We start from the raw sequence: 18,723 nt of genomic DNA, 5'->3' as shown, positions 1-18,723 counted from the left end.
TCATTCCTCATTTCACTCTTCGGCATATTACCTTTACCAGCCCAGGGCCGGATGCCTGTTCATGCTTTGTTAGAGCACCTTTTCCAGGAAGGACCGAGTCCGGCGCTCCTTCGGGTTGCGGAGAATTTCCCTGGCGTCGCCGCGCTCGATGACGCAGCCTTCCGCCATGAACAGCAGCGAATCTGCGACTTCGCGGGCGAACCCCATTTCGTGGGTAACCACCACCATGGTCATCCCTTTGCTGGCCAGGTCCTTCATGACGGCGAGGACTTCGCCGACCTTTTCGGGGTCCAGGGCCGACGTCGGTTCATCGAAGAGCATGATCTCGGGGTCCATCGCCAGGGAACGCGCGATGGCCACGCGCTGCTGTTGGCCGCCGGACAGCTGAGCGGGATAGTGGTCGCCGAAACCAGAGAGGCCCACACTGGCCAACAGCTCGCTTGCCTGCGTGGCGGCCCGCTTCCTGTCATGGCCTTTGACCAGCACGGGGCCGGCCATGACATTCTCCTGGGCGGTCATGTTGGGGAAGAGGTTGAACTGCTGGAAGACCATGCCGATCCTGGTGCGCTGCCGGGCGACATCCTTCGGGCTGAGGGCGTGATAGGCAGTTTCGGTTTCGTAGTACCCCAAATTTTCACCGTTGACTTTCAGCACTCCAGTATCGACGGTCTCGAGGCCGTTGATGCAGCGCAGGAGGGTGGACTTTCCGGAGCCGCTGGGGCCGATGATGCAGCAGACCTCTCCGCTGGCGATGTCCAGATCGATGCCTTGCAGCACTGTTTTCGGTCCGAACGACTTCCGGATTCCACGGGCGTGAATGGTGCCGTCGGCAGTCATCGTGCCATGCCTTCCGGTGCTGTCAGGGACCCTCGTCTTGCCTTCCTCGGCAGTGCGGAGGTTGCACGCGAGTACCTTTTCTCGAGCCTGGATTGCGGGTAGCTCAGCAGCAGGGTCATCGCGAGGTACCAGAGGCTGGCGACGATAAGCAGCGGGATGGTCTCGTAGGTGCGGGCGTAGATGAGCTGGGCGCTTTGGAGCAGCTCGGCGACGCCGAGCACGCTGACGAGGGAGGTTTCCTTGAACATACCGATGACCTGGTTTCCGGTCGCAGGGATGATCGAGGGCATCGCCTGGGGAATGATGACCTTGCGCATCTTCATCCCGGCGCTCATGCCGAGGGAGTCCGCGGCCTCGATCTGGCCCTTTCCGACGGCGGAGAAGCCTCCTCGGATGATCTCCGCCATGTAGGCGGCTTCATTGAGCGTGAGGCCGACAAGTGCTGCAGTGATGGGTGCCATCAAGGCATTGACATCGACGGCGGTGCTGATGTCGGTGAACGGAATGCCGATCGTCAGGTTCGGGTACAGCGCAGCGATGTTGAACCAGAAGATCAGCTGGACCAGGACCGGGGTGCCGCGGAACAGCGTGATGTAGACGCCCGCGGTGACGGCCACCGGTTTGATGCTGGACGCCCTCATGATGGCAAGCAGCAGGCCCAGCAGGGTACCGAGGGCCATGCTTGCCAGGGTCAGGAAGACCGTGAGCAGCAGGCCGCGGATGATGGTCTCATGGGTGAAGTATCTGGCGACAACATGCCACTTGAAGTTGGGATTGGTTGCAACAGAGATCAGAATGCCAAGACCAAGCAGGGTGCACAGAACCCACGCCACGTACTCAGGGGTGCTCCGGCGCCGCAGCCTCGGTTTAAGGGCGGGGTTTGTGGCGCGCAATGTCTGCTGCCTTCCGCGATTGATGAACTTCAGCACTGTGGGTCCTCAGTTAAGCTTCGCTTCGGTGATGGCGCCTGATTCCAAGCCCCAGTTGCCGAGCGACTTCTTGTATTCGGGGCTTTCAAGCACGGACTGCGTGGCCTTCTGCAGTGCAGGAGTCAGCGGTGATCCCTTCTTCAGGCCAATGGCGGCCACGTGATCCGAGCGCGTATCTACCTGCGGAGACAGAATCGTGAAGGTGTTCGGCTGCTGCAGGTCTGCCCAGACCAGTGAAGGGGTGTCATACAAGATGCCGTCGATCCGCTTGGATGCCAGCTGCGTGAGGGCTTCCTGGATGTTGGGGAGCGTCACAGCGTTAATGGCCTGCTTGCCCTTGGAAGTGCAGGTCCACTCCGAGATGTTCGGAAGATGCTTCAACTGGGCGTTGGATCCCTTGGTGACCGCGATGTTCCTGCCGCACATGTCGTCGTTGCTGATATTCAAAGGATTGCCGGCGCTCACGGCAACCGACAGGCCGCTGTTGAAGTAGTCAATCATGTCCAGCACCTTCAGCCGTTCGGCGGTGGGGGACATGGTAGTGACAGTAAAGTCGTACCGGCCGCCATCAATGCCGGGAATGATGGTGTCAAACGAGGTGTTCTCGAACTTCAGCTTCAGGCCCAGTTTCTTGGCCACGAGGCGTGCGATGTCCGGGTTCAGGCCGATCGGCGTGCTGTTATCGTCTGCCAGGAACGTGGTGGGCGGGTAGTGCAGGTCCATCGCCACCGTCAGTTCACCCTTGTCCTTGTAGGACTGCGGCAACAGCTTGCCTGCGGCCGCGTCGGGCTGGACACCCTCGGAGATGTCGGCCGTACTTGACGTCTTGGAATCGGCTTCCGAATCGCTGTTGGCACCCGAGCCACACGCGGCCAATGCCAATACAACCGCCAAGCCTGCTACCACGCTCTGGACCCTGGTTCTGATCCTCATCGCTGCTTTCCTATTACGACGGCGGTGCCGGACTTGTTCTGCATGCTTTCCCGCCGCCTCCTACCTAATAATGCAACCACCGGATAGCAGATCATCGACAATTTACAGAAAAATTTTTAAGTTTTATCTCCGCCTATCCCTTCCGCGCCGGTGATCCGGTCCTCCCCTCGCGCTCGTGCACTTCCAACGAAGTGCGCTTCGAGTGACTCTCTAGGCGGTGATATCGATGTCCTGCCTGGATGCGGTGAGGTCCTCCACACCCTTTTGCATATGCCGCTTGATGGCGTGCTGGAGTCCCTTTCGGTCTCCTGCTCCCAGCAGGTCCAGGATGCTCTGGTGTTCCTGCACCAGAACATCCACCCGAGGGTAGGCGACTTCCAGGTTGAGAATACACATTCTCGATTCCGCTGCCAGGGTCTTGTAGATCCTGATCAGGCGTGTGTTGCCGGCACCGGCAACGAAGCCGGTGTGGAATTCCATGTCCAGTCGAGCGATCGCCTGCCAGTCTGAGACAGCGACCTGCTTCGCCATGTCCCCGATGATTCCCTTCAGCACCTCGCAGGTGTCGTTGATTTCCTGCTGCCCGGCGTCGAGCAGTATATTCGCGGCGGCTAGTTCCACGGACTCGCGGACGGCGTAGATCTCCTTGACGTCCGCCGTAGAAAGCTCGAGGACGAAGACTCCGCGGTTGCGGTGGCTAACCAGGATCCCCTCCTGGCACAGACGCTGCAAAGCTTCCCGGAGAGGTCCCCGGGACGTTCGAAGCTGGCTGGCCAGGAGAGATTCGTTGATCTGCTGCCCGGGACGGAAGGTTCCTTGGACGATTTGTTCCCGCAGCTGATCTGCAATCAGCTGCGCCGTGGGCCTTCCCTCCAGTACGAACAGTCCCTCTGGTGCCGCCATTGATATCCCCTCATCTCACTCTTCGGCATATTGCATTTTCAGACGGCTATTGCCGTGTACTTGTACTCAAGAAATTCTTCAATGCCGACCTTGCCGCCTTCACGTCCCAGTCCCGACTGCTTGATGCCACCAAAGGGAGCTATGGGGTTGGACACGAGGCCTGTGTTGAGGCCGACCATTCCTACTTCCAGTTCTGCAGAGAAGCGGAGGGCCTTGTCCATGTTTTCGGTAAAAACGTAACCAACGAGACCCCATTCGGTGTCATTGGCCAGGCGGAGCACTTCATCCTCGCTGTCGAAGGGGGTGATGGCGGCTACCGGCCCGAAGATCTCCGTGGTCATTAGCTCTGCATCCGTGGTCACGTCGGTCAGGACGGTGGGGGTGAAGAAGTATCCCGGGCCTTCCGGGCGGCTTCCGCCGGTGAGGATCCGCGCACCCTTCGCGATGGCATCGGTGACGAGGCCTTCGACCTTGTCCAGGCCCTTCTGTTCGATCAAGGGTCCGACGTCGGTTCCCGCCAGGGCGCCATTGCCGACCTGCAGTTCCGACATCCTCTTGGCGAACTTCTCGCCGAATTCCTCGACGGCGGAACGGTGCACGAAGAAGCGGTTCGCCGCGGTGCAGGCTTCGCCCATGTTGCGCATCTTGGCCTTCATGGCACCGTCCACGGCCTTTTCGATGTCCGCGTCGGCGAGGACGATGAACGGAGCATTGCCGCCCAGTTCCATGGAGGAGCGCATGACGTTCTCCGCTGCCTGGCGGAGCAGAATCTTGCCGACCCCAGTAGACCCTGTGAAGCTGATCTTGCGGGCGATGCCACTGTTGGTCCAGTGCTCAACCACGGTGGCTGCAGTGGACGTGGTCACGACGTTGAGGACTCCCTCCGGTAGACCCGCCTGCCGGAAGATGTCCGCGAGGGCCAAGGAGGTCAGCGGTGTCAGCTCGGCAGGTTTGAAGACCATGGTGCAGCCTGCTGCCACGGCGGGAGCAATTTTGCGGGCGCCCATGGCCAGCGGGAAATTCCAGGGGGTGACCAGCACGCAGGGGCCGACGGGTTCCTTGGTGATCAGGATTCGCGTGTTGCCATCCACTGAAGTGGTGTGGTCTCCGCCGATCCGCACGGCTTCTTCGGAGAACCAGCGGAGCATTTCGGCGCCGTAGGCCACTTCGCCCTTGGCCTCGGCCAGGGGCTTGCCCATCTCCGCGGTCATGATGGCTGCCAGCCGGTCGGTGCTGGCGATGACCAGTTCGTAGGCGCGGCGCAGGATGTCGGCGCGTTCACGGGGAGTGGACTTGCCCCATTCCGCCTGGGCGCGGCCTGCTGCTTCGATAGCGCGTGCGGCGTCTTCAGCGTCGCCGTCCGCCACCTGGGCGATGATTTCATTCGTGGCCGGGTTCTCGACGGGGAACGTCGCGCCATTGCTGGCTTTCTGCCAGGCGCCGCCGATAAACAAGTCTGTGTGAAGGGTGCTGGGGTCAAATGAGAGGCTCATTGTCACACTTTCAGTGATGGTAGGACGGGGCCATGCCCGGGCGGGGTCTGGATGCGCCACCGGCGAAGCCCATTCCGGGTTTGGACTAGGAGGTGGCCGCTTTCAGCGCCTGGGTAAACCTGGCGAGACCGCTCTGGATCTCGTCACTGCTGACGTTGAGTGCCGGAATGATCCGGATGACGTTGCCGTAAGGGCCGCAGGTGAGGAGCAGGAGCTCTTCCTTGACTGCCGCCTGCTGGACCGCCAGTGCGGTGGCGGCATCCGGAGTTCCATCTGCTGCGGTGAATTCGACAGACTGCATCAGACCCCGGCCCCGAACGTCCCCGACGGCCGTAAATTGAGCCTTGAGGCCTTCAAGTCCGGAGCGCAGCTCGTCGCCGCGGACGTGTGCATTGGACACCAGGTTCTCGCGCTCAATGACGCCCAGGGTTGCAACCCCGGCTGCGGCGGCGACGGCGTTTCCGCCGTACGTGCCGCCCTGGGAGCCAGGCCATGCTTTGCCCATCAGTTCCGTCGAGGCGGCAATCGCTGAAATGGGGTATCCGCTCGCGAGGCCTTTGGCGGTGATGACAACGTCCGGGGTGATGCCCGCCCAGTCGTGTCCCCAGAACTTGCCGGTGCGGCCCACGCCCGCCTGGACTTCGTCCAGGATGAGGATGATCCCGTGCCGGTCGGCGCGTTCCCGCAAGCCCTGCAGGAATGCCACTGGGGTGGGAATGTAGCCGCCGTCACCGAGAACGGGCTCGATGATGAAACCTGCCGTATCACTGGGGCTGCTGATGCTGACCAGGAGGTGGTCCAGTTCCTTCAGGGCAAAGGCAACGGCTGTTTCTTCATCCCAGCCGTACCTGTAGGCGTGCGGGAAGGGTGCAACGTGCACGCCGCCCATCAGGGGGGAGAATCCGGAACGGAATTTCGTGCCTGCAGTAGTGAGGGAAGCTGCCCCGACAGTGCGGCCGTGGAAGCCGCCCTGGAAGGAAATGATGTTCGGCCGGCCGGTTGCCATCCGGGCCAGGCGCACTGAAGCTTCCACGGCTTCGGAGCCCGAGGTGGCGTAGAAGACGCTGTCCAGCCCCGAGGGCAGGAATTCCCCCAACTTTTCTGTGAGCTCAAGGAGGGGCTTGTGCATCACGGTGGTGTATTGCGCATGGACAATCTTGCCCACCTGTTCGCGGGCGGCGGCGACGACGTCCGGGTGGCAGTGGCCCGTGCTGGTGACACCGATGCCGGTGGTGAAATCGAGATACTTTTTGCCGTCGGTGGCGTGAATCCAGGAGCCGACTGCGTGATCAACGATGACCGGAGTGGCCTGCTTGAGGATGGGGCTAAGAGTTGCCATGGCTTCATACTTTCTCAGGAGGTGTAGATTGTCAACAATTGGCGATACTGGGTGCGCCACGTTGTGTCCGACAAGATGGGTGGTCAGGCGGTGAAACGTTGGGGCCGCGTGAAATCCAGTCCGTCGAAGGACCGTTTGCCGAGGGCTTCGTGGGCGGCGATTTCGCCGAAGCCGGTGGCGTTTTTGAAGCCGGCGCCGGAGAAGCCGGTGGCAACGTAGATTCTGCTGCCCTCGCTGAACCGGCCAAGGAGGGGGTGGCTGTCTTTGGTGTAGAGGTCGGGGAATGCGTCGGAACGGACGATATTGGGGAACAATCCGGGGAAGAACTCGGTGACGGTTTCGGTCGTTTCAGTGATTTCCGCGCTAGTCAGTTCCCTGGGGACGGTGTCAGGGGAAGGGGTTGGTGTTCCGCGGCCGTCGAGGGTGGCTTTGACGGTGACGCCGTCGACGGCGGGTGCGCCGTACATGGACCGGTCCCCGGAGATGCGGATGAAGACGGGGAACTTGTCCGGGGCGAACTGGGCTGCGTCGCGGGCGACGAACCAGGTCAGGAAGATGCGTTTGGTTTGGGTTGCTGCTTTGAGGTGGTCGGGCATGAGCTTGCGGGACCAGCCGCCGGAGGAGACGATGACGTTCTCGTAGGTCCAGGACTTCTCGCCGGAGGTGATGAGGACGCCGTCGTCGGTTTCGGTGATGCTGTCGATGGGGGTGTTGGTGTGGATGGTGGCGCCGTTGGCCTGGGCGGCGGTGACGGCGGCGGTGACGGCGCGGTCGGTGCGCAGGGCGCCGGCGTGGGGGTCGTAGACGGCGATGTCGTCGGGCCGGAGGTTGTGCTGGGGGTAGCGTTCGGCCATTTCGGCGCGGCTGAGGATGGCGTGGTCCGCGCCGTTGGTCCTGGTGGTTTCGAGCAGGGCGGTGAGGTAGGGGCCGTCTTTGGTGCCGATGGAGAGGCCGCCGCAGCGGGTGAGGATGTCCTGTCCGGTTTCGGCTTCGAGTTCGGCCCAGAGGCTGCGGGAGCGTTCCAGGATGTGGTAGTAGCCGGGGTTGCCGCGGTAGATCATGCGGAACAGGCGGGTGTCGCCGCCCACGGCGCTGCGGGTGTGGGCGGGTGTGTGGGCTTCGAATCCGGTGACGGAGTCGGTGAGGCGGGAGGCCTGCCAGAGGGCCATGGAGCCGATGCTGCCCAGGCCGATGACTGCGAGTTTGCCGTTGGTCATTTAGATCACCTTGTCCAGGAAGGCCTTGGTGCGGGGTTCTTTGGGGTTGGACAGGACGTCGCGGGCGTCTCCGCGTTCGACGACGCAGCCGTCGTCCATGAAGATCAGGGAGTCGGCGACTTCGCGGGCGAAGCCCATTTCGTGGGTGACGACGACCATGGTCATGCCTTTTTTGGCGAGGTCCTGCATGACGGCGAGGACTTCGCCGACCTTTTCGGGGTCCAGGGCGGAGGTGGGTTCGTCGAAGAGGATGATCTCGGGGTCCATGGCCAGGGACCGGGCGATCGCGACGCGCTGTTGCTGGCCGCCGGAGAGCTGGGCCGGGTAGTAGTCCCCGAACCCGGCCAGGCCGACACTGGCGAGCAGGTCGTGCGCCCGTTTTATGGCTTGTTTCTTGTCGTGGCGTTTGACCAGGACGGGGCCGGCCATGATGTTTTCGTTGGCGGTCATGTTGGGGAAGAGGTTGAACTGCTGGAAGACCATGCCGACCCGGGTGCGCTGCTCGGCGAGCTTCTTGGGGGGCAGGGCGTGGTAGGCGGTGTCGGTTTCGTAGTAGCCGAAGTTTTCGCCGTTGACTTTCAGGATTCCGGTGTCGACGGTTTCCAGGCCGTTGATGCAGCGCAGGACGGTGGACTTGCCCGAGCCGGACGGGCCGATGATGCAGCAGATCTCGCCGCTGGCGATGTCCAGGTCGATGTCTTTCAGGACTGTTTTGGATCCGAAGGACTTGCGGATTTTACGGGCGTGAATGGTGCCGTCGGTACTCATCGGGCGATACCTTCCGGTGCTGTCAGGACAACCTTTTTCGCCTTCCGGGGAAGCCTGGAGGTTGAACGGGAATATTTTTGCTCGAGCTTGGACTGCGGGTAGCTCAGCAGCAGGGTCATCACGAGGTACCAGAGGCTGGCGACCAGCAGCAGCGGGATGGTCTCGTAGGTGCGCGCGTAGACGAGCTGGGCGCTTTGGAGCAGTTCGGCGACGCCGAGCACGCTGACGAGGGAGGTTTCCTTGAACATGCCGATGAACTGGTTTCCGGTGGCCGGGATGATCGAGGGCATGGCCTGGGGGATGATGACCTTGCGCATCTTCATTCCGGCGCTCATGCCCAGGGAGTCGGCGGCCTCGATCTGGCCCTTGCCGACGGCGGAGAACCCGCCGCGGATGATCTCGGCCATGTAGGCGGCCTGGTTCAAGGTCAGCCCGATCAGGGCTGCGGTGATCGGGCCCATGATCGCGTTCGTGTCCACGGCCGTGCTGATGTTGGTGAACGGGACGCCGATGGTCAGGTTCGGGTACAGGGCTGAGATGTTGAACCAGAAGATCAGCTGGACCAGGACCGGGGTGCCGCGGAACAGGGTGATATAGAGCCCTGCGGCGATGGAAACCGGCTTCACGTGAGAGGCGCGCATGACCGCCAGGAAAAGACCCAGCAGGGTACCCAGGGCCATGCTGGCAAGTGTCAGGAAGATCGTGAGCATCAGCCCGCGCAGGATCGACTCGGCGAAGAAGTACTTCCCGACCACGCCCCACTTAAAGTTGGGGTTGGTCAGAACCGAGACGAGGATCCCGATGCCGACGAGAATGCTGAGGACCCATCCGGCGTACTCGGACGGAGTCCGAAGCCGAAGCCGTGGCTTCAGGGCTGCGTCAGTGCTGACCATCGTTGATCTGCTGCTTCCTTTGTCAATAGCTGTGACCATGACGGGGCTCCCGCTAGTTCAGCTTGGCGTCGGTGATGGCCCCGGACTCCAGGCCCCAGTTCTGCAGGGACTTCTTGTACTCCGGGCTCTTAAGCACGGACTGGAGCGCTGCCTGCATGGCCGGGGTCAGCGGTGAGCCCTTCTTCAGGCCAATGGCGGTCAGGTCGCTGTTGCCGACGTTGACCTGGCCGATGATCGTGAAGGAGTCCGGCTGCTGCTTCTGGGCCCACGCGAGGGAGGTCGTGTCGTAAAGGACGCCGTCGATCCGCTTGGAGTGCAGCTGCGTCAGCGCCTCCTGGACATTGGGCAGCGTCACGGCATTGATCGCCGGCTGTCCCTTGGAGGTGCAGGTCTGCTCACTCAGGGCCGGGAGGCGCTTGAGCTGGCCGGTCGAGCCCTGGGTGACAGCGATGTTCTTCCCGCAAAGGGTCTCAACGGTGAGGTTAAGCGGGTTCCCCGCGGCTGCGGCCACGGAGTTGCCGGCCTTGAAATAGTCGATCATGTCCAGGACCTTGAGCCGCTCTTCGGTCTTGGACATGGTCGTAGCGGTGAAGTCGAAGCGGCCGCCGTCCAGGCCGGGCACGATCGTGTCGAACTTCGTGTCCTCGAACTTCAGCTTCAGGTCAAGCTTCTTGGCAAGGAGCCTGGCAATGTCCGGGTTCAGGCCGATCGGGGTCTGGTTGTCCTCCGCGAGGAAGGTCGTCGGCGGGTAATGCAGGTCCATCGCGACGGTGAGCTCGCCCTTGTCCTTATAGGACTGCGGCAAAAGCTTGACCGCGGCCTCGTCAGGCTTGATGCCCTCCGAGATGTCCGAGGTGTTCGAGGTCTTAGAGCTGTCCGCGGCAGTATCGCTGGCAGCAGTACCTCCACAGGCGCTCAATGACAACAGGACGGCAAGGCCCGCGGCGGCTGTCTGTACTTTGCTGATGGTCTTCATGGTGCTTCCCTTCGAATGGTTTCAGCTGAACTGGGTCCGCTGAAACGGGTGCATTCTTTCCTGGACCGTTCGCTCGTCTTGCCGTGCTGCCGGAAGAGGCGAAAGCGGTGCGTGGTGCTTGGTGCTTCATGCGGTTTGTGATCCGGATCTCGTTCCGCATCCAACAGCAATGGAACGCGCTCAATCACCGATTGTCAACAATTGACGATAAATAAAGACTGGTGATTTTCTGTCCGGCGCGATGAGAAGGAATCTCACTAGGAACTGTTGACAATTTACAATTTACGCGCCTACAGTCGAGAGCAACGGGCTGAAGAGTCTTCCAGCCTGGAAGAAACCAGCAGCTCGGACCACATAGCGGATGGCCAGCAGCCCGGCCACGCATAGAATTTCTAATGGACGGACGAATCATGGCAGAGACCAATTTCCGGCCGAAGTACATCTCTTTCGATGTCTACGGCACGCTGATCAACTTCGACATTGACCCGACCACGCGCCGCCTGCTGGATGGCCGCATCTCTGACGAGCAGTGGCCTACGTTCAAGAAGCAGTTCCGCGGGTACCGGTTCGACGAGGTCCTTGGCGACTTCAAGCCCTACGAGCAGATCCTTCAGGATTCCTTTGACCGCGTGTGCAAGCGCTGGGGCATTGGACCGACCGAAGGCGCCGGTGCCGCGTTCGCTGAGGCGGTACGCGGCTGGGTTGCCCACGAGGACGTGCCGGTTCCGCTGAAACTCATGGGCGATAACTATAAGCTGGTGGCTCTGTCCAACGCCGACGACAGCTTCCTGGACATCAGCATTCCCAAGCTCGGCGCAGATTTCCACGCCGTGCTTACCGCTGAGCAGGCACAGGCCTACAAGCCGCGCTACCAGGCCTTCGAGTACATGCTGGACACCCTGAACGCCAAGCCGGAGGACTTCCTGCACATCTCCTCGCACACACGCTACGACATGCATCCGATGCACGACATGGGCTTCCGGAACCTCTGGATGCTGGACCGTGGCTATGACCCCATTGGCCCGGGCTACGACCTCAACATTGCTAAGTCCCTGGACGAGATCAACAAGCACCTCGGTCTCTAAACCGACTTCGAGGCGAAAGGTCAAACCGTGAAACTCATTCCTTACTGGCTGGACACAGCCGAAGCATCCGGGGACTACCGGCAGACTCCGGTACCCCAGAATGTCGATGTGGCAATCATCGGCGCCGGATTTACGGGGCTGTCCGCGGCCCTTGAATTTGCCAGGCAAGGCGCCAGCGTTGCCGTTCTCGAACGCCACACCGTGGGGTGGGGCGCGTCGGGCCGCAACGGGGGAATGGCGACGACCGGGTTGGCCATCAGCTTCAGCACCGCGGTCAAGCGCTACGGCGCGACGCGCGCCGTGGAGATGTTCCAGGAATACAACGACGCCATCGACACCATCGAGAAGCTCGTCCATGACAATGGCATCGACTGCGACTACAACCGCTTTGGAAAGCTCTCGCTGGCCTTCCACAAGTCCCACTACGAGGGCTTCCTGAAGTCGCAGGACAAGCTGGCCACCCTGGCCAACCACCATGTCACCGTGATCCCCAAGTCCGAGATCCACAGCGAAATCGGCACGGACTTCTACCAGGGCGCGATGGTTGACCCGCTCGGGGCGGGCCTACACGTGGGCAAGTTCGTGCATGGCCTGGCCGGGGTGGCCGTTGCTGCCGGGGCCGATATCTGCGAGAACGCTGCCGTGACCGAGCTGAAGAAGGTCTCCGGCACCGTGCACGACGTGCACACCACCCGGGGCATCACCCGGGCCAAGCAGGTACTGGTCGCCACCAGCGGCTACACCGGCGGGATCACCCCGTGGCTGCAGCGCCGCGTGATCCCGGTGGGCAGCTTCATCATTGTGACCGACCCGCTGCCCGAAGACGTGGTCAACCGCATCCTGCCCAACCGCCGCCAGGCCTCGGACAGCAAGATGCTGACCTACTACTTCCGGATCACCCCGGACAACAGGCTCCTCTTCGGCGGCCGCGCCCGCTTCGCGCTGTCCAGCCCGGACTCGGACGTCAAGAGCGCGGAGATCCTGCGGAAGGCCATGCTCGAACTCTTCCCCTACCTTTCCAACGCCAAGGTGGACTACATCTGGGGCGGATTGGTGGACCTCTCCATGGACCAGATGGTCCACGCAGGTGTCCACGACGGTCTCTTCTACTCCCTCTGCTACAGCGGACACGGGGTACAGATGGCCGCCCACATGGGCAAGAGAATGGCCCACTACATGGCCGGAGACAAGAGGGCCAACGTGTGGGAGGACCTGAAAAACCCGCCCGTGCCCGGCCACTTCGGCCCGCCCTGGTTCCTGCCCTTCATCGGCGCGGCCGCCAAGATCATCGACCGGGTCAAGTAGGCAAGGGCTAACATGACGCTATCCGAATCCCTCGCTGACGCGCGCCCGGAAACAGGGTACAGCCGGGCAGAAATCGCTAACCTTCCCGGCGGTGCCTTCTTCGAAGGCCAATGGCAGACCACCGACATGATCCTGGAAATACGGGACCCTGAAGACGGCATTCTGCTCGGCCGGGTCTGCTCCTCTTCGCCCCAGGACGTCCGCAGGGCGGTCGCCCACATCCACCGCCATCTAATGGGTGCGGAGTGGCCTCTGCGGTCCCGCAGACAGGCGTTGGAGACCGCAGCGCAGATTCTCGCCGATCAATCTGGGCGGTTCGCCAGGATCATCGCCGCGGAGAGCAGCAAAACCATCACCGAGGCGGAACGTGAGGTGCGCCGCTGCATCGAAACCCTGCGCCTTTCAGCTGCCGCTTCCGGAGAACTCACAGGGGAGACCCTGGGCTTCGAGGACAGCATGGCCGGTGCGGGCAAGATCGGCTGGTACAGCCGGAAGCCGGTGGGAATCGTCGCGGCGATCACCCCGTTCAACGATCCGCTCAACCTCGTGGCACACAAGCTGGGCCCGGCCCTCATCGGAGGCAACGGCGTCGTGCTTAAACCGTCCGGCCGGACCCCGCTGACCGGGCTGGCGTTCGTCCAGTTGCTTCTGGAAGCGGGTGTCCCCTCCGGACGCCTCGCCGCGATCGTCGCCGGGCCCGGAGTTTCCGAAGCGCTGGTGGGCGATGAGCAGGTCGATCTGATTTCCTTCACCGGCGGTCCCCGGACTGCGGACCGCATTGCGGCGACAGCCGGAGCAAAAAAAATCCTTTCTGAACTCGGCGGCAACAATGCGACGATCGTGTGTTCCGACGCGGATGCGGTGCAGGCATCTGATGCCATCGTGGCCGGGGCGTTCGGTGTTGCCGGGCAAAACTGCCTCTCGGTTCAGCGCGTCTACGTGCACATCTCGCTGTTCGAGGACGTACTCGAGCGGGTAACCCGCGGCACAAAGGCGCTTAGGACCGGGCCCAAACTGGACCGCAGCACCGACGTCGGGCCGCTCATTTCTGAGGCGGAAGCCCGGAGGGTTGAGGAGTGGGTCGACGAGGCCAGGGCTGCCGGGGCGCGCGTGCACGCCGGGGGTAAGCGGCGGAATGCCTATTATGAGCCGACGGTCCTGACCGATGTGCCGGCGCAGTGCCGGGTGATCTCCGAGGAAGTTTTCGGACCGGTGGTCAGCATCATGCCCTTCATCAGCGTCGCAGACGCTGTCCATGCCGCCAACGGGTCCGACTACGGACTTCAGGCAGGCGTCTTCACCCAGTCTATTGACCGGGCGCTGGCAATAGCCGAGAAGCTGCAGGTGGGCGCCGTGGTGATCAATGAGACCAGTGATGTGCGGATTGATTCCATGCCCTTCGGCGGCTTCAAGAAGTCCGGCGTAGGCCGCGAAGGCGTTAGGTACGCCGTCCGTGAGATGACGGAACCCAAAAGCACCATAGTCAACCTTGGAGAATCGCGTACCGGCTGGCAGCAGCTGCCGGGCGGCCTGCCGGAACGGAAAACGTCATGAGAATCCACAAGATCGCTGTAATTCCGGGCGACGGCATCGGGAACGAAGTCGTCCCCGCCGCCATCGACTGCCTCGAGCGGATCGCAGAACTTCACTCCCTGGAGTTGGAGTTCACATACTTCGACTGGGGATCCGCATACTATGCCAGCCACGGACGGATGATGGCCGCTGACGGGCTGGAGCAGCTCGCCAAGCACGACGCAATTTTCCTCGGTGCGGTAGGTTCCCCGGAGATCCCCGATGCCGAATCGCTGTGGGGGCTGCTGATCCCCATCCGCCGGGAGTTCCAGCAATACATCAACCTCCGTCCCGTGAAAACGCTCGACGGCGTTGCGTCACCTCTTGCGGCCAAGCATCCGATCGACCTCCTCATCGTCCGGGAAAACAACGAAGGGGAATACTCGGAGATCGGCGGAAGGATGTACCGAGGACTGCCCGAGGAAAGCGCCATGCAAACCACGGTCTTCACACGACTTGGCATCCTGCGGGCCGCACATTACGCAGCCCGTCTCGCCGCGTCCAGGAGCGGGCACCTGACCTCGGCCACCAAGAGTAACGGCATCGTGCACACCATGCCGTTCTGGGACGAGATCGTCGCGGAAACGGTTCGCGAGTACCCCACTGTAACTCTCACCAGCGAACTGGTGGACGCCCTGGCCGCACATCTTGTCCTGAAGCCCTGGACCCTGGATGTCATCGTGGCTTCCAACCTGTTCGGCGACATCCTCTCGGACCTGGGCAGCGCAGCTACAGGATCCATTGGTCTGGCACCCAGCGCTAACCTGAACCCGGAGGGGGATTTCCCGTCCCTGTTTGAGCCGGTTCACGGCTCGGCCCCGGATATCGCCGGGAAGGGTCTGGCAAACCCTGTGGGGCAGATCTGGTCGGGCGCCATGATGCTTGAACACCTCGGCCACCCCGAGGCCGCCGCCCACCTGCAAGCCGCGTTCGAATCCGCTCTCCGGGAGGGCCACGGGACCCGTGACGTCGGGGGAACCGCATCGACGTCGGAATTCACCGCCGCTGTGCTGTCCTCTGTCGATGCCCTTGCCGGGAACTACGCCGACAGCACGCCCGCGATATCGGCGCGATGAAGGTCCGGGAACGCAAACGCCCCGTTGTCGCGGCACTCTACCGCGAGGCGCTGCCGCCCCGCCTGACGGAGGTCGAGGAGCTCGCGGAGGTTAGGCTGACCAAGGCCGACGGACTTGCGCAGGCCTTGGACGGCGCAGACGTGCTGTATCAGTGGCACTCGTTCTCGCCGGCCTTGCGGGAGAACTGGGGCGCCGCCTCGTCCCTGAAGTGGGTCCATGTCACGGCGGCGGGAGTCAGCCAGCTGATGTTTGACGGGCTGGTGGCGAGCGACATTACCTACACAAACTCCCGCGGCGTGCTGAGCAGGGCGATCGCTGAGTTCGCGCTGGGTTTTGTGCTGGACATGGCCAAGGATGCACCGGGCTCGTTCAGGCTGCAGCAGCAACAGCGCTGGCAGCACCGGGTCACCCGCAAAATCCACGGGCGAAGCGCCCTCGTGGTGGGTACCGGATCCATCGGCAGGGAGATCGCGCGGCTTTTCCGTGCCGTCGGCATGGACGTCGACGGCGCCGGCCGGACCGGCCGTCCCGGGGACGAGGACTTTGGGCGGATTCATTCCTCCCGGCACCTGGGCGGCGTCGTGCACGACTACGACTATCTCGTGCTCACGGCACCTTTGACCGATGAGACCAGGGGACTCGTGGATGTCGAGGTCCTTGCCGCGATGAAGGCGTCCGCCTGTCTGCTCAACGTGGGTCGCGGGGAACTGGTTGATACCGAAGCGCTGGCGGAAGCGCTGGCCTCGGGAGCCATCGCCGGTGCCGCGCTTGATGTCGTGCATCCCGAGCCCCTGCCGGAAGGGCATGCCCTGTGGGGCATGGAGAACCTCATCATCACACCCCACATGAGCGGCGACACCGAGGGCTATCTCGACGATCTCGGCAAGCTGTTCGTGGACAACCTGAAGCGGTATAGCAGCGGTGAGCCACTGGAAAATGTCGTGGATAAGGCTCTCGGGTTCGTCCCTGCTCCACCCGAGGATTGAGCAATGACACACAGGACCGTGGCGTATTGGTCCTCTTCTCCGGGATGCTCAAGCGCGTCGCAGTGAAGCTGTAGCAAATTTGCAGGTCCACACCGCCTGCACCAGTAGTTAAGGAACTTTCATGCCCACCCTCGCCAAAGCCTATGTCGCAATCTCGCCCACCGCCCCGTTGGAATCCGGCACCGTTGAACGCCGCGATCCCGGTGAGTGCGAGGTGGGCATCGCCATCAAGTTCACAGGGATCTGCCACTCCGACATCCACACGGCCCGTGGCGACTGGACCAGCATAAATTACCCGGTGGTCGTCGGACACGAGATCGCCGGTGTCGTAGAAGCCGTCGGCGCCAAGGTGACGCGCTATTCAGTGGGGGACCGTGTGGGCGTGGGTTGCTTTGTCGATTCCTGCCGCGACTGTGCCAACTGCCGTGCCGGCGAGGAGCAGCACTGCCTCCTGGGAGCCGTCAGCACCTACAACTCGGTGGGCCGGGACGGGCTGCCGACCGCCGGAGGCTACAGCAGCAGCATAGTGGTGGACGAGAACTACGTCCTTCGGATTCCTGATGGTCTTCCGCTCGATTCCGCCGCCCCTCTGCTGTGCGCCGGCATCACTATGTACTCGCCTTTGCGGAACTGGAACGCCGGACCCGGGAAGCGGGTCGCAATTATTGGTATGGGCGGGCTGGGCCATATGGGCGTCAAGATGGCGGCTGCCATGGGTGCCGAAGTCACTGTACTCAGCCAGTCACTCAAGAAGGAGGAGGACGCGCGCCGGCTGGGGGCGCAGCATTACTACGCCACCTCCGACCGCGCCAGCTTCGAAGTCCTGGCGGGTCGCTTTGACCTGATCATCAACACTGTCTCGGCGGATATCGACGTCGACCAGTACCTTTCGTTGCTTGCCCTGGACGGCACCCTGGTACTCGTAGGTCTGCCTTCGAAGCCGCTGACGCAACGCGCCTGGTCACTTGTAGCTTTCAGGCGGAACCTGGCCGGATCCAAAATGGGCGGTGTCCCTCAGACGCAGGAGATGCTGAATTTCTGTGCAGCCCACGGCCTCGGGGCAGAGGTCGAGGTCATTCAAGCGAGCAAAATCAACGACGCTTTCGACCGGGTTATCGCGAGTGATGTGCGGTACCGCTTCGTGATCGACGCCGGCACGTTCTAGGATGCCCTATTCCGGCCCGACGGCTGGTTGCACCAGGTGGTACATTCTGCTCGCCGGACGGGCACTTACCTTGAAACTCACCACGGACGTCGTCGATCGTTGGCCTGGCCGAAGCCCTGCCTGCCCGGCAGCCACTTGTTCGCATACCAACGGCAAGCAGACGCAGTCTCTTGCCGGGGGAAGGGGATGCCCAGATCCTGACGGCTTCGATAATTCGGGAACTCGGCATGAACCGGGTTCAGCTCTGGATCTACTATCTGGATATCGGGGGCAACGCCGATGACAGCAAGTCAGTGCCTACGCCGCCGAGAAGGGCGGCCGCCTACCCGTTCAGTCCTCGAAGTGCAGTCGATTTTCGGCGCTGCCGCTGAGACGGGCGATGATGTCCGCGGCGACGGCATGCAGTTTCTGGTTTCTGTGGCTTGAGGCTTTGCTGAGCAGATCGAACGCTTCCTCGGGACCGCAACGGCTCTGTGACATGATGACTCCACAGGCGCGGTCGATAACGGTTCTGGTGGCCATCGCCGATTTCAAGTCCGCATTGAGCTGTTCCACGGCTTCGATCCTGATCGCCAGGCGTAGGGTGCTGCCGGCAACGTGCGCGAAGGCCGTTGCTTCTTTGATCACGGACTCCGTGAACAAGCCTGCCCTCGGGGCGAAGAAGTTCAAGACCGCTTCGGATGTTTCGCCCAGGTCCATGGGCACACCCAGGGCGCTGTGGCAGCCCTCGGCGGCCAGCGCGCTGCTGTACTGGGGCCAGCTGGTGTCGGTGGCGACATCGGCCAGCAGCACGGGGCGGCCGGCGTCCAGAGCCTCCAGGCACGGTCCTTGGCGAAGTGTTTGTTCGATGTGGTCCAGGTGCACGGCCCGCTCACTGCTTCCGGCGATCGTGGCAGTGCGTTTGCGCCGGCGAAGCGTCAGCGCGCAGTCGATCGTTTCCCTGGTCGCTTGGCTCATCGCGTCCGAGGCAAAGACTGTCACTCCATTGAGGATTACTTTGAGGTCTGCGCTGCCCGCCACGAGCTCATGCAGGCTCCGGATGTGCTCAGCATGTCCTATGGATGTCATAGGCCTAATCGTAAGAAGACATCTGCTCCGCGTCACCTGCTATTCGGCCCGGTCTTCCCACCTGGCCCGCCTTCGACAAGACGACGGGGAAAGTCGGCAGTCCGCAAAGACCGGGCGCAGCCGTCAGTCGTCATTGCCACGAGCCAACAAAGCGAGCGGTTCTTCCGTGTAGCAGACA

The 18,723-nt window shown here is 62.4% G+C and carries 17 protein-coding genes; 6 read left to right on the top strand and 11 right to left on the bottom strand.

All coding sequences use genetic code 11. The features are described 5' to 3' along the window. Positions 1 to 69: 69 nt before the first annotated feature. The 10 genes from ABIE00_RS11780 to ABIE00_RS11735 all read right to left on the bottom strand — a co-directional run bounded on the left by ABIE00_RS11780 (position 70) and on the right by ABIE00_RS11735 (position 10,288). Positions 70 to 837, bottom strand: a complete 768-nt coding sequence (locus tag ABIE00_RS11780; RefSeq protein ID WP_354260420.1) for an amino acid ABC transporter ATP-binding protein — start codon at positions 835 to 837, stop codon at positions 70 to 72. Further along, positions 834 to 1,730 carry an amino acid ABC transporter permease gene (locus ABIE00_RS11775; protein ID WP_354260418.1) on the bottom strand — a complete coding sequence of 299 codons (897 nt, stop codon included), beginning with the start codon at positions 1,728 to 1,730 and terminating at the stop codon, positions 834 to 836. Before ABIE00_RS11775 ends, ABIE00_RS11780 begins: the two co-directional genes overlap by 4 nt. A gap of 45 nt (positions 1,731 to 1,775) precedes the next feature. After that, positions 1,776 to 2,699 (bottom strand): ABC transporter substrate-binding protein, encoded by a 924-nt coding sequence (locus ABIE00_RS11770; protein ID WP_354260416.1) that lies wholly within the window; start codon positions 2,697 to 2,699, stop codon positions 1,776 to 1,778. A gap of 210 nt (positions 2,700 to 2,909) precedes the next feature. Beyond that, a complete protein-coding gene (locus ABIE00_RS11765) occupies positions 2,910 to 3,602 on the bottom strand; it encodes a GntR family transcriptional regulator (RefSeq protein ID WP_354260414.1) in 693 nt (230 codons plus the stop codon). A 38-nt stretch (positions 3,603 to 3,640) separates the two neighbouring features. Further along, positions 3,641 to 5,095: an NAD-dependent succinate-semialdehyde dehydrogenase gene (locus ABIE00_RS11760; protein WP_354260412.1), complete on the bottom strand. Its 1,455-nt coding sequence runs from the start codon at positions 5,093 to 5,095 to the stop codon at positions 3,641 to 3,643. 85 nt (positions 5,096 to 5,180) lie between these two features. After that, on the bottom strand, positions 5,181 to 6,434 hold the full coding sequence (locus ABIE00_RS11755) for an aspartate aminotransferase family protein (RefSeq protein ID WP_354260410.1): 1,254 nt from the start codon (positions 6,432 to 6,434) through the stop codon (positions 5,181 to 5,183). 83 nt (positions 6,435 to 6,517) lie between these two features. Next, positions 6,518 to 7,651, bottom strand: a complete 1,134-nt coding sequence (gene solA, locus ABIE00_RS11750) for an N-methyl-L-tryptophan oxidase (protein ID WP_354260408.1) — start codon at positions 7,649 to 7,651, stop codon at positions 6,518 to 6,520. Continuing rightward, positions 7,652 to 8,419: an amino acid ABC transporter ATP-binding protein gene (locus tag ABIE00_RS11745; protein WP_354260406.1), complete on the bottom strand. Its 768-nt coding sequence runs from the start codon at positions 8,417 to 8,419 to the stop codon at positions 7,652 to 7,654. It abuts the gene before it with no gap. After that, positions 8,416 to 9,351 carry an amino acid ABC transporter permease gene (locus ABIE00_RS11740; protein ID WP_354260404.1) on the bottom strand — a complete coding sequence of 312 codons (936 nt, stop codon included), beginning with the start codon at positions 9,349 to 9,351 and terminating at the stop codon, positions 8,416 to 8,418. The genes ABIE00_RS11745 and ABIE00_RS11740 overlap by 4 nt, the downstream gene beginning before the upstream one ends. Before the next feature lie 13 nt (positions 9,352 to 9,364). Beyond that, positions 9,365 to 10,288: an ABC transporter substrate-binding protein gene (locus ABIE00_RS11735; RefSeq protein WP_354260402.1), complete on the bottom strand. Its 924-nt coding sequence runs from the start codon at positions 10,286 to 10,288 to the stop codon at positions 9,365 to 9,367. 410 nt (positions 10,289 to 10,698) lie between these two features. Between ABIE00_RS11735 and ABIE00_RS11730 the strand changes: the two genes are divergently transcribed. The 6 genes from ABIE00_RS11730 to ABIE00_RS11705 all read left to right on the top strand — a co-directional run bounded on the left by ABIE00_RS11730 (position 10,699) and on the right by ABIE00_RS11705 (position 17,477). Then, positions 10,699 to 11,373 (top strand): haloacid dehalogenase type II, encoded by a 675-nt coding sequence (locus tag ABIE00_RS11730; RefSeq protein ID WP_354260400.1) that lies wholly within the window; start codon positions 10,699 to 10,701, stop codon positions 11,371 to 11,373. Positions 11,374 to 11,400: 27 nt separating this feature from the next. Continuing rightward, positions 11,401 to 12,678, top strand: a complete 1,278-nt coding sequence (locus ABIE00_RS11725) for an NAD(P)/FAD-dependent oxidoreductase (RefSeq protein WP_354260398.1) — start codon at positions 11,401 to 11,403, stop codon at positions 12,676 to 12,678. Between the two features lie 12 nt (positions 12,679 to 12,690). Continuing rightward, positions 12,691 to 14,232, top strand: coding sequence for an aldehyde dehydrogenase family protein (locus tag ABIE00_RS11720; protein ID WP_354260396.1), 1,542 nt, complete (start codon positions 12,691 to 12,693; stop codon positions 14,230 to 14,232). Then, complete coding sequence (locus ABIE00_RS11715) at positions 14,229 to 15,326, top strand: tartrate dehydrogenase (protein ID WP_354260394.1); 1,098 nt, start codon at positions 14,229 to 14,231, stop codon at positions 15,324 to 15,326. The genes ABIE00_RS11720 and ABIE00_RS11715 overlap by 4 nt, the downstream gene beginning before the upstream one ends. Then, positions 15,323 to 16,312: a D-2-hydroxyacid dehydrogenase gene (locus ABIE00_RS11710; RefSeq protein WP_354260392.1), complete on the top strand. Its 990-nt coding sequence runs from the start codon at positions 15,323 to 15,325 to the stop codon at positions 16,310 to 16,312. Before ABIE00_RS11715 ends, ABIE00_RS11710 begins: the two co-directional genes overlap by 4 nt. 121 nt (positions 16,313 to 16,433) lie before the next feature. After that, on the top strand, positions 16,434 to 17,477 hold the full coding sequence (locus ABIE00_RS11705; protein ID WP_354260390.1) for an NAD(P)-dependent alcohol dehydrogenase: 1,044 nt from the start codon (positions 16,434 to 16,436) through the stop codon (positions 17,475 to 17,477). 330 nt (positions 17,478 to 17,807) lie between these two features. Here ABIE00_RS11705 and ABIE00_RS11700 read toward each other — a convergent pair whose 3' ends face one another. Then, a complete protein-coding gene (locus ABIE00_RS11700; RefSeq protein WP_354260388.1) occupies positions 17,808 to 18,545 on the bottom strand; it encodes a GAF and ANTAR domain-containing protein in 738 nt (245 codons plus the stop codon). Between the last annotated feature and the right edge of the window lie 178 nt (positions 18,546 to 18,723).

It is taken from the genome of Arthrobacter sp. OAP107, from assembly GCF_040546765.1.
Taxonomy (GTDB): Bacteria; Actinomycetota; Actinomycetes; order Actinomycetales; family Micrococcaceae; genus Arthrobacter.
The sequence above is the reverse complement of the archived record's forward strand: the minus strand, read 5'-3'. Positions and strand labels throughout refer to the sequence as shown.

What these genes read in the sequence shown, in the direction of transcription:
- ABIE00_RS11780 (WP_354260420.1), bottom strand. Translation starts at nt 837, where the DNA reads ATGACTGCCGACGGCACCATTCACGCCCGTGGAATCCGGAAGTCGTTC.
- ABIE00_RS11770 (WP_354260416.1), bottom strand. Translation starts at nt 2,699, where the DNA reads ATGAGGATCAGAACCAGGGTCCAGAGCGTGGTAGCAGGCTTGGCGGTT.
- ABIE00_RS11765 (WP_354260414.1), bottom strand. Translation starts at nt 3,602, where the DNA reads ATGGCGGCACCAGAGGGACTGTTCGTACTGGAGGGAAGGCCCACGGCG.
- ABIE00_RS11760 (WP_354260412.1), bottom strand. Translation starts at nt 5,095, where the DNA reads ATGAGCCTCTCATTTGACCCCAGCACCCTTCACACAGACTTGTTTATC.
- ABIE00_RS11755 (WP_354260410.1), bottom strand. Translation starts at nt 6,434, where the DNA reads ATGGCAACTCTTAGCCCCATCCTCAAGCAGGCCACTCCGGTCATCGTT.
- solA (WP_354260408.1), bottom strand. Translation starts at nt 7,651, where the DNA reads ATGACCAACGGCAAACTCGCAGTCATCGGCCTGGGCAGCATCGGCTCC.
- ABIE00_RS11745 (WP_354260406.1), bottom strand. Translation starts at nt 8,419, where the DNA reads ATGAGTACCGACGGCACCATTCACGCCCGTAAAATCCGCAAGTCCTTC.
- ABIE00_RS11740 (WP_354260404.1), bottom strand. Translation starts at nt 9,351, where the DNA reads ATGGTCACAGCTATTGACAAAGGAAGCAGCAGATCAACGATGGTCAGC.
- ABIE00_RS11735 (WP_354260402.1), bottom strand. Translation starts at nt 10,288, where the DNA reads ATGAAGACCATCAGCAAAGTACAGACAGCCGCCGCGGGCCTTGCCGTC.
- ABIE00_RS11730 (WP_354260400.1), top strand. Translation starts at nt 10,699, where the DNA reads ATGGCAGAGACCAATTTCCGGCCGAAGTACATCTCTTTCGATGTCTAC.
- ABIE00_RS11720 (WP_354260396.1), top strand. Translation starts at nt 12,691, where the DNA reads ATGACGCTATCCGAATCCCTCGCTGACGCGCGCCCGGAAACAGGGTAC.
- ABIE00_RS11715 (WP_354260394.1), top strand. Translation starts at nt 14,229, where the DNA reads ATGAGAATCCACAAGATCGCTGTAATTCCGGGCGACGGCATCGGGAAC.
- ABIE00_RS11710 (WP_354260392.1), top strand. Translation starts at nt 15,323, where the DNA reads ATGAAGGTCCGGGAACGCAAACGCCCCGTTGTCGCGGCACTCTACCGC.
- ABIE00_RS11705 (WP_354260390.1), top strand. Translation starts at nt 16,434, where the DNA reads ATGCCCACCCTCGCCAAAGCCTATGTCGCAATCTCGCCCACCGCCCCG.
- ABIE00_RS11700 (WP_354260388.1), bottom strand. Translation starts at nt 18,545, where the DNA reads ATGACATCCATAGGACATGCTGAGCACATCCGGAGCCTGCATGAGCTC.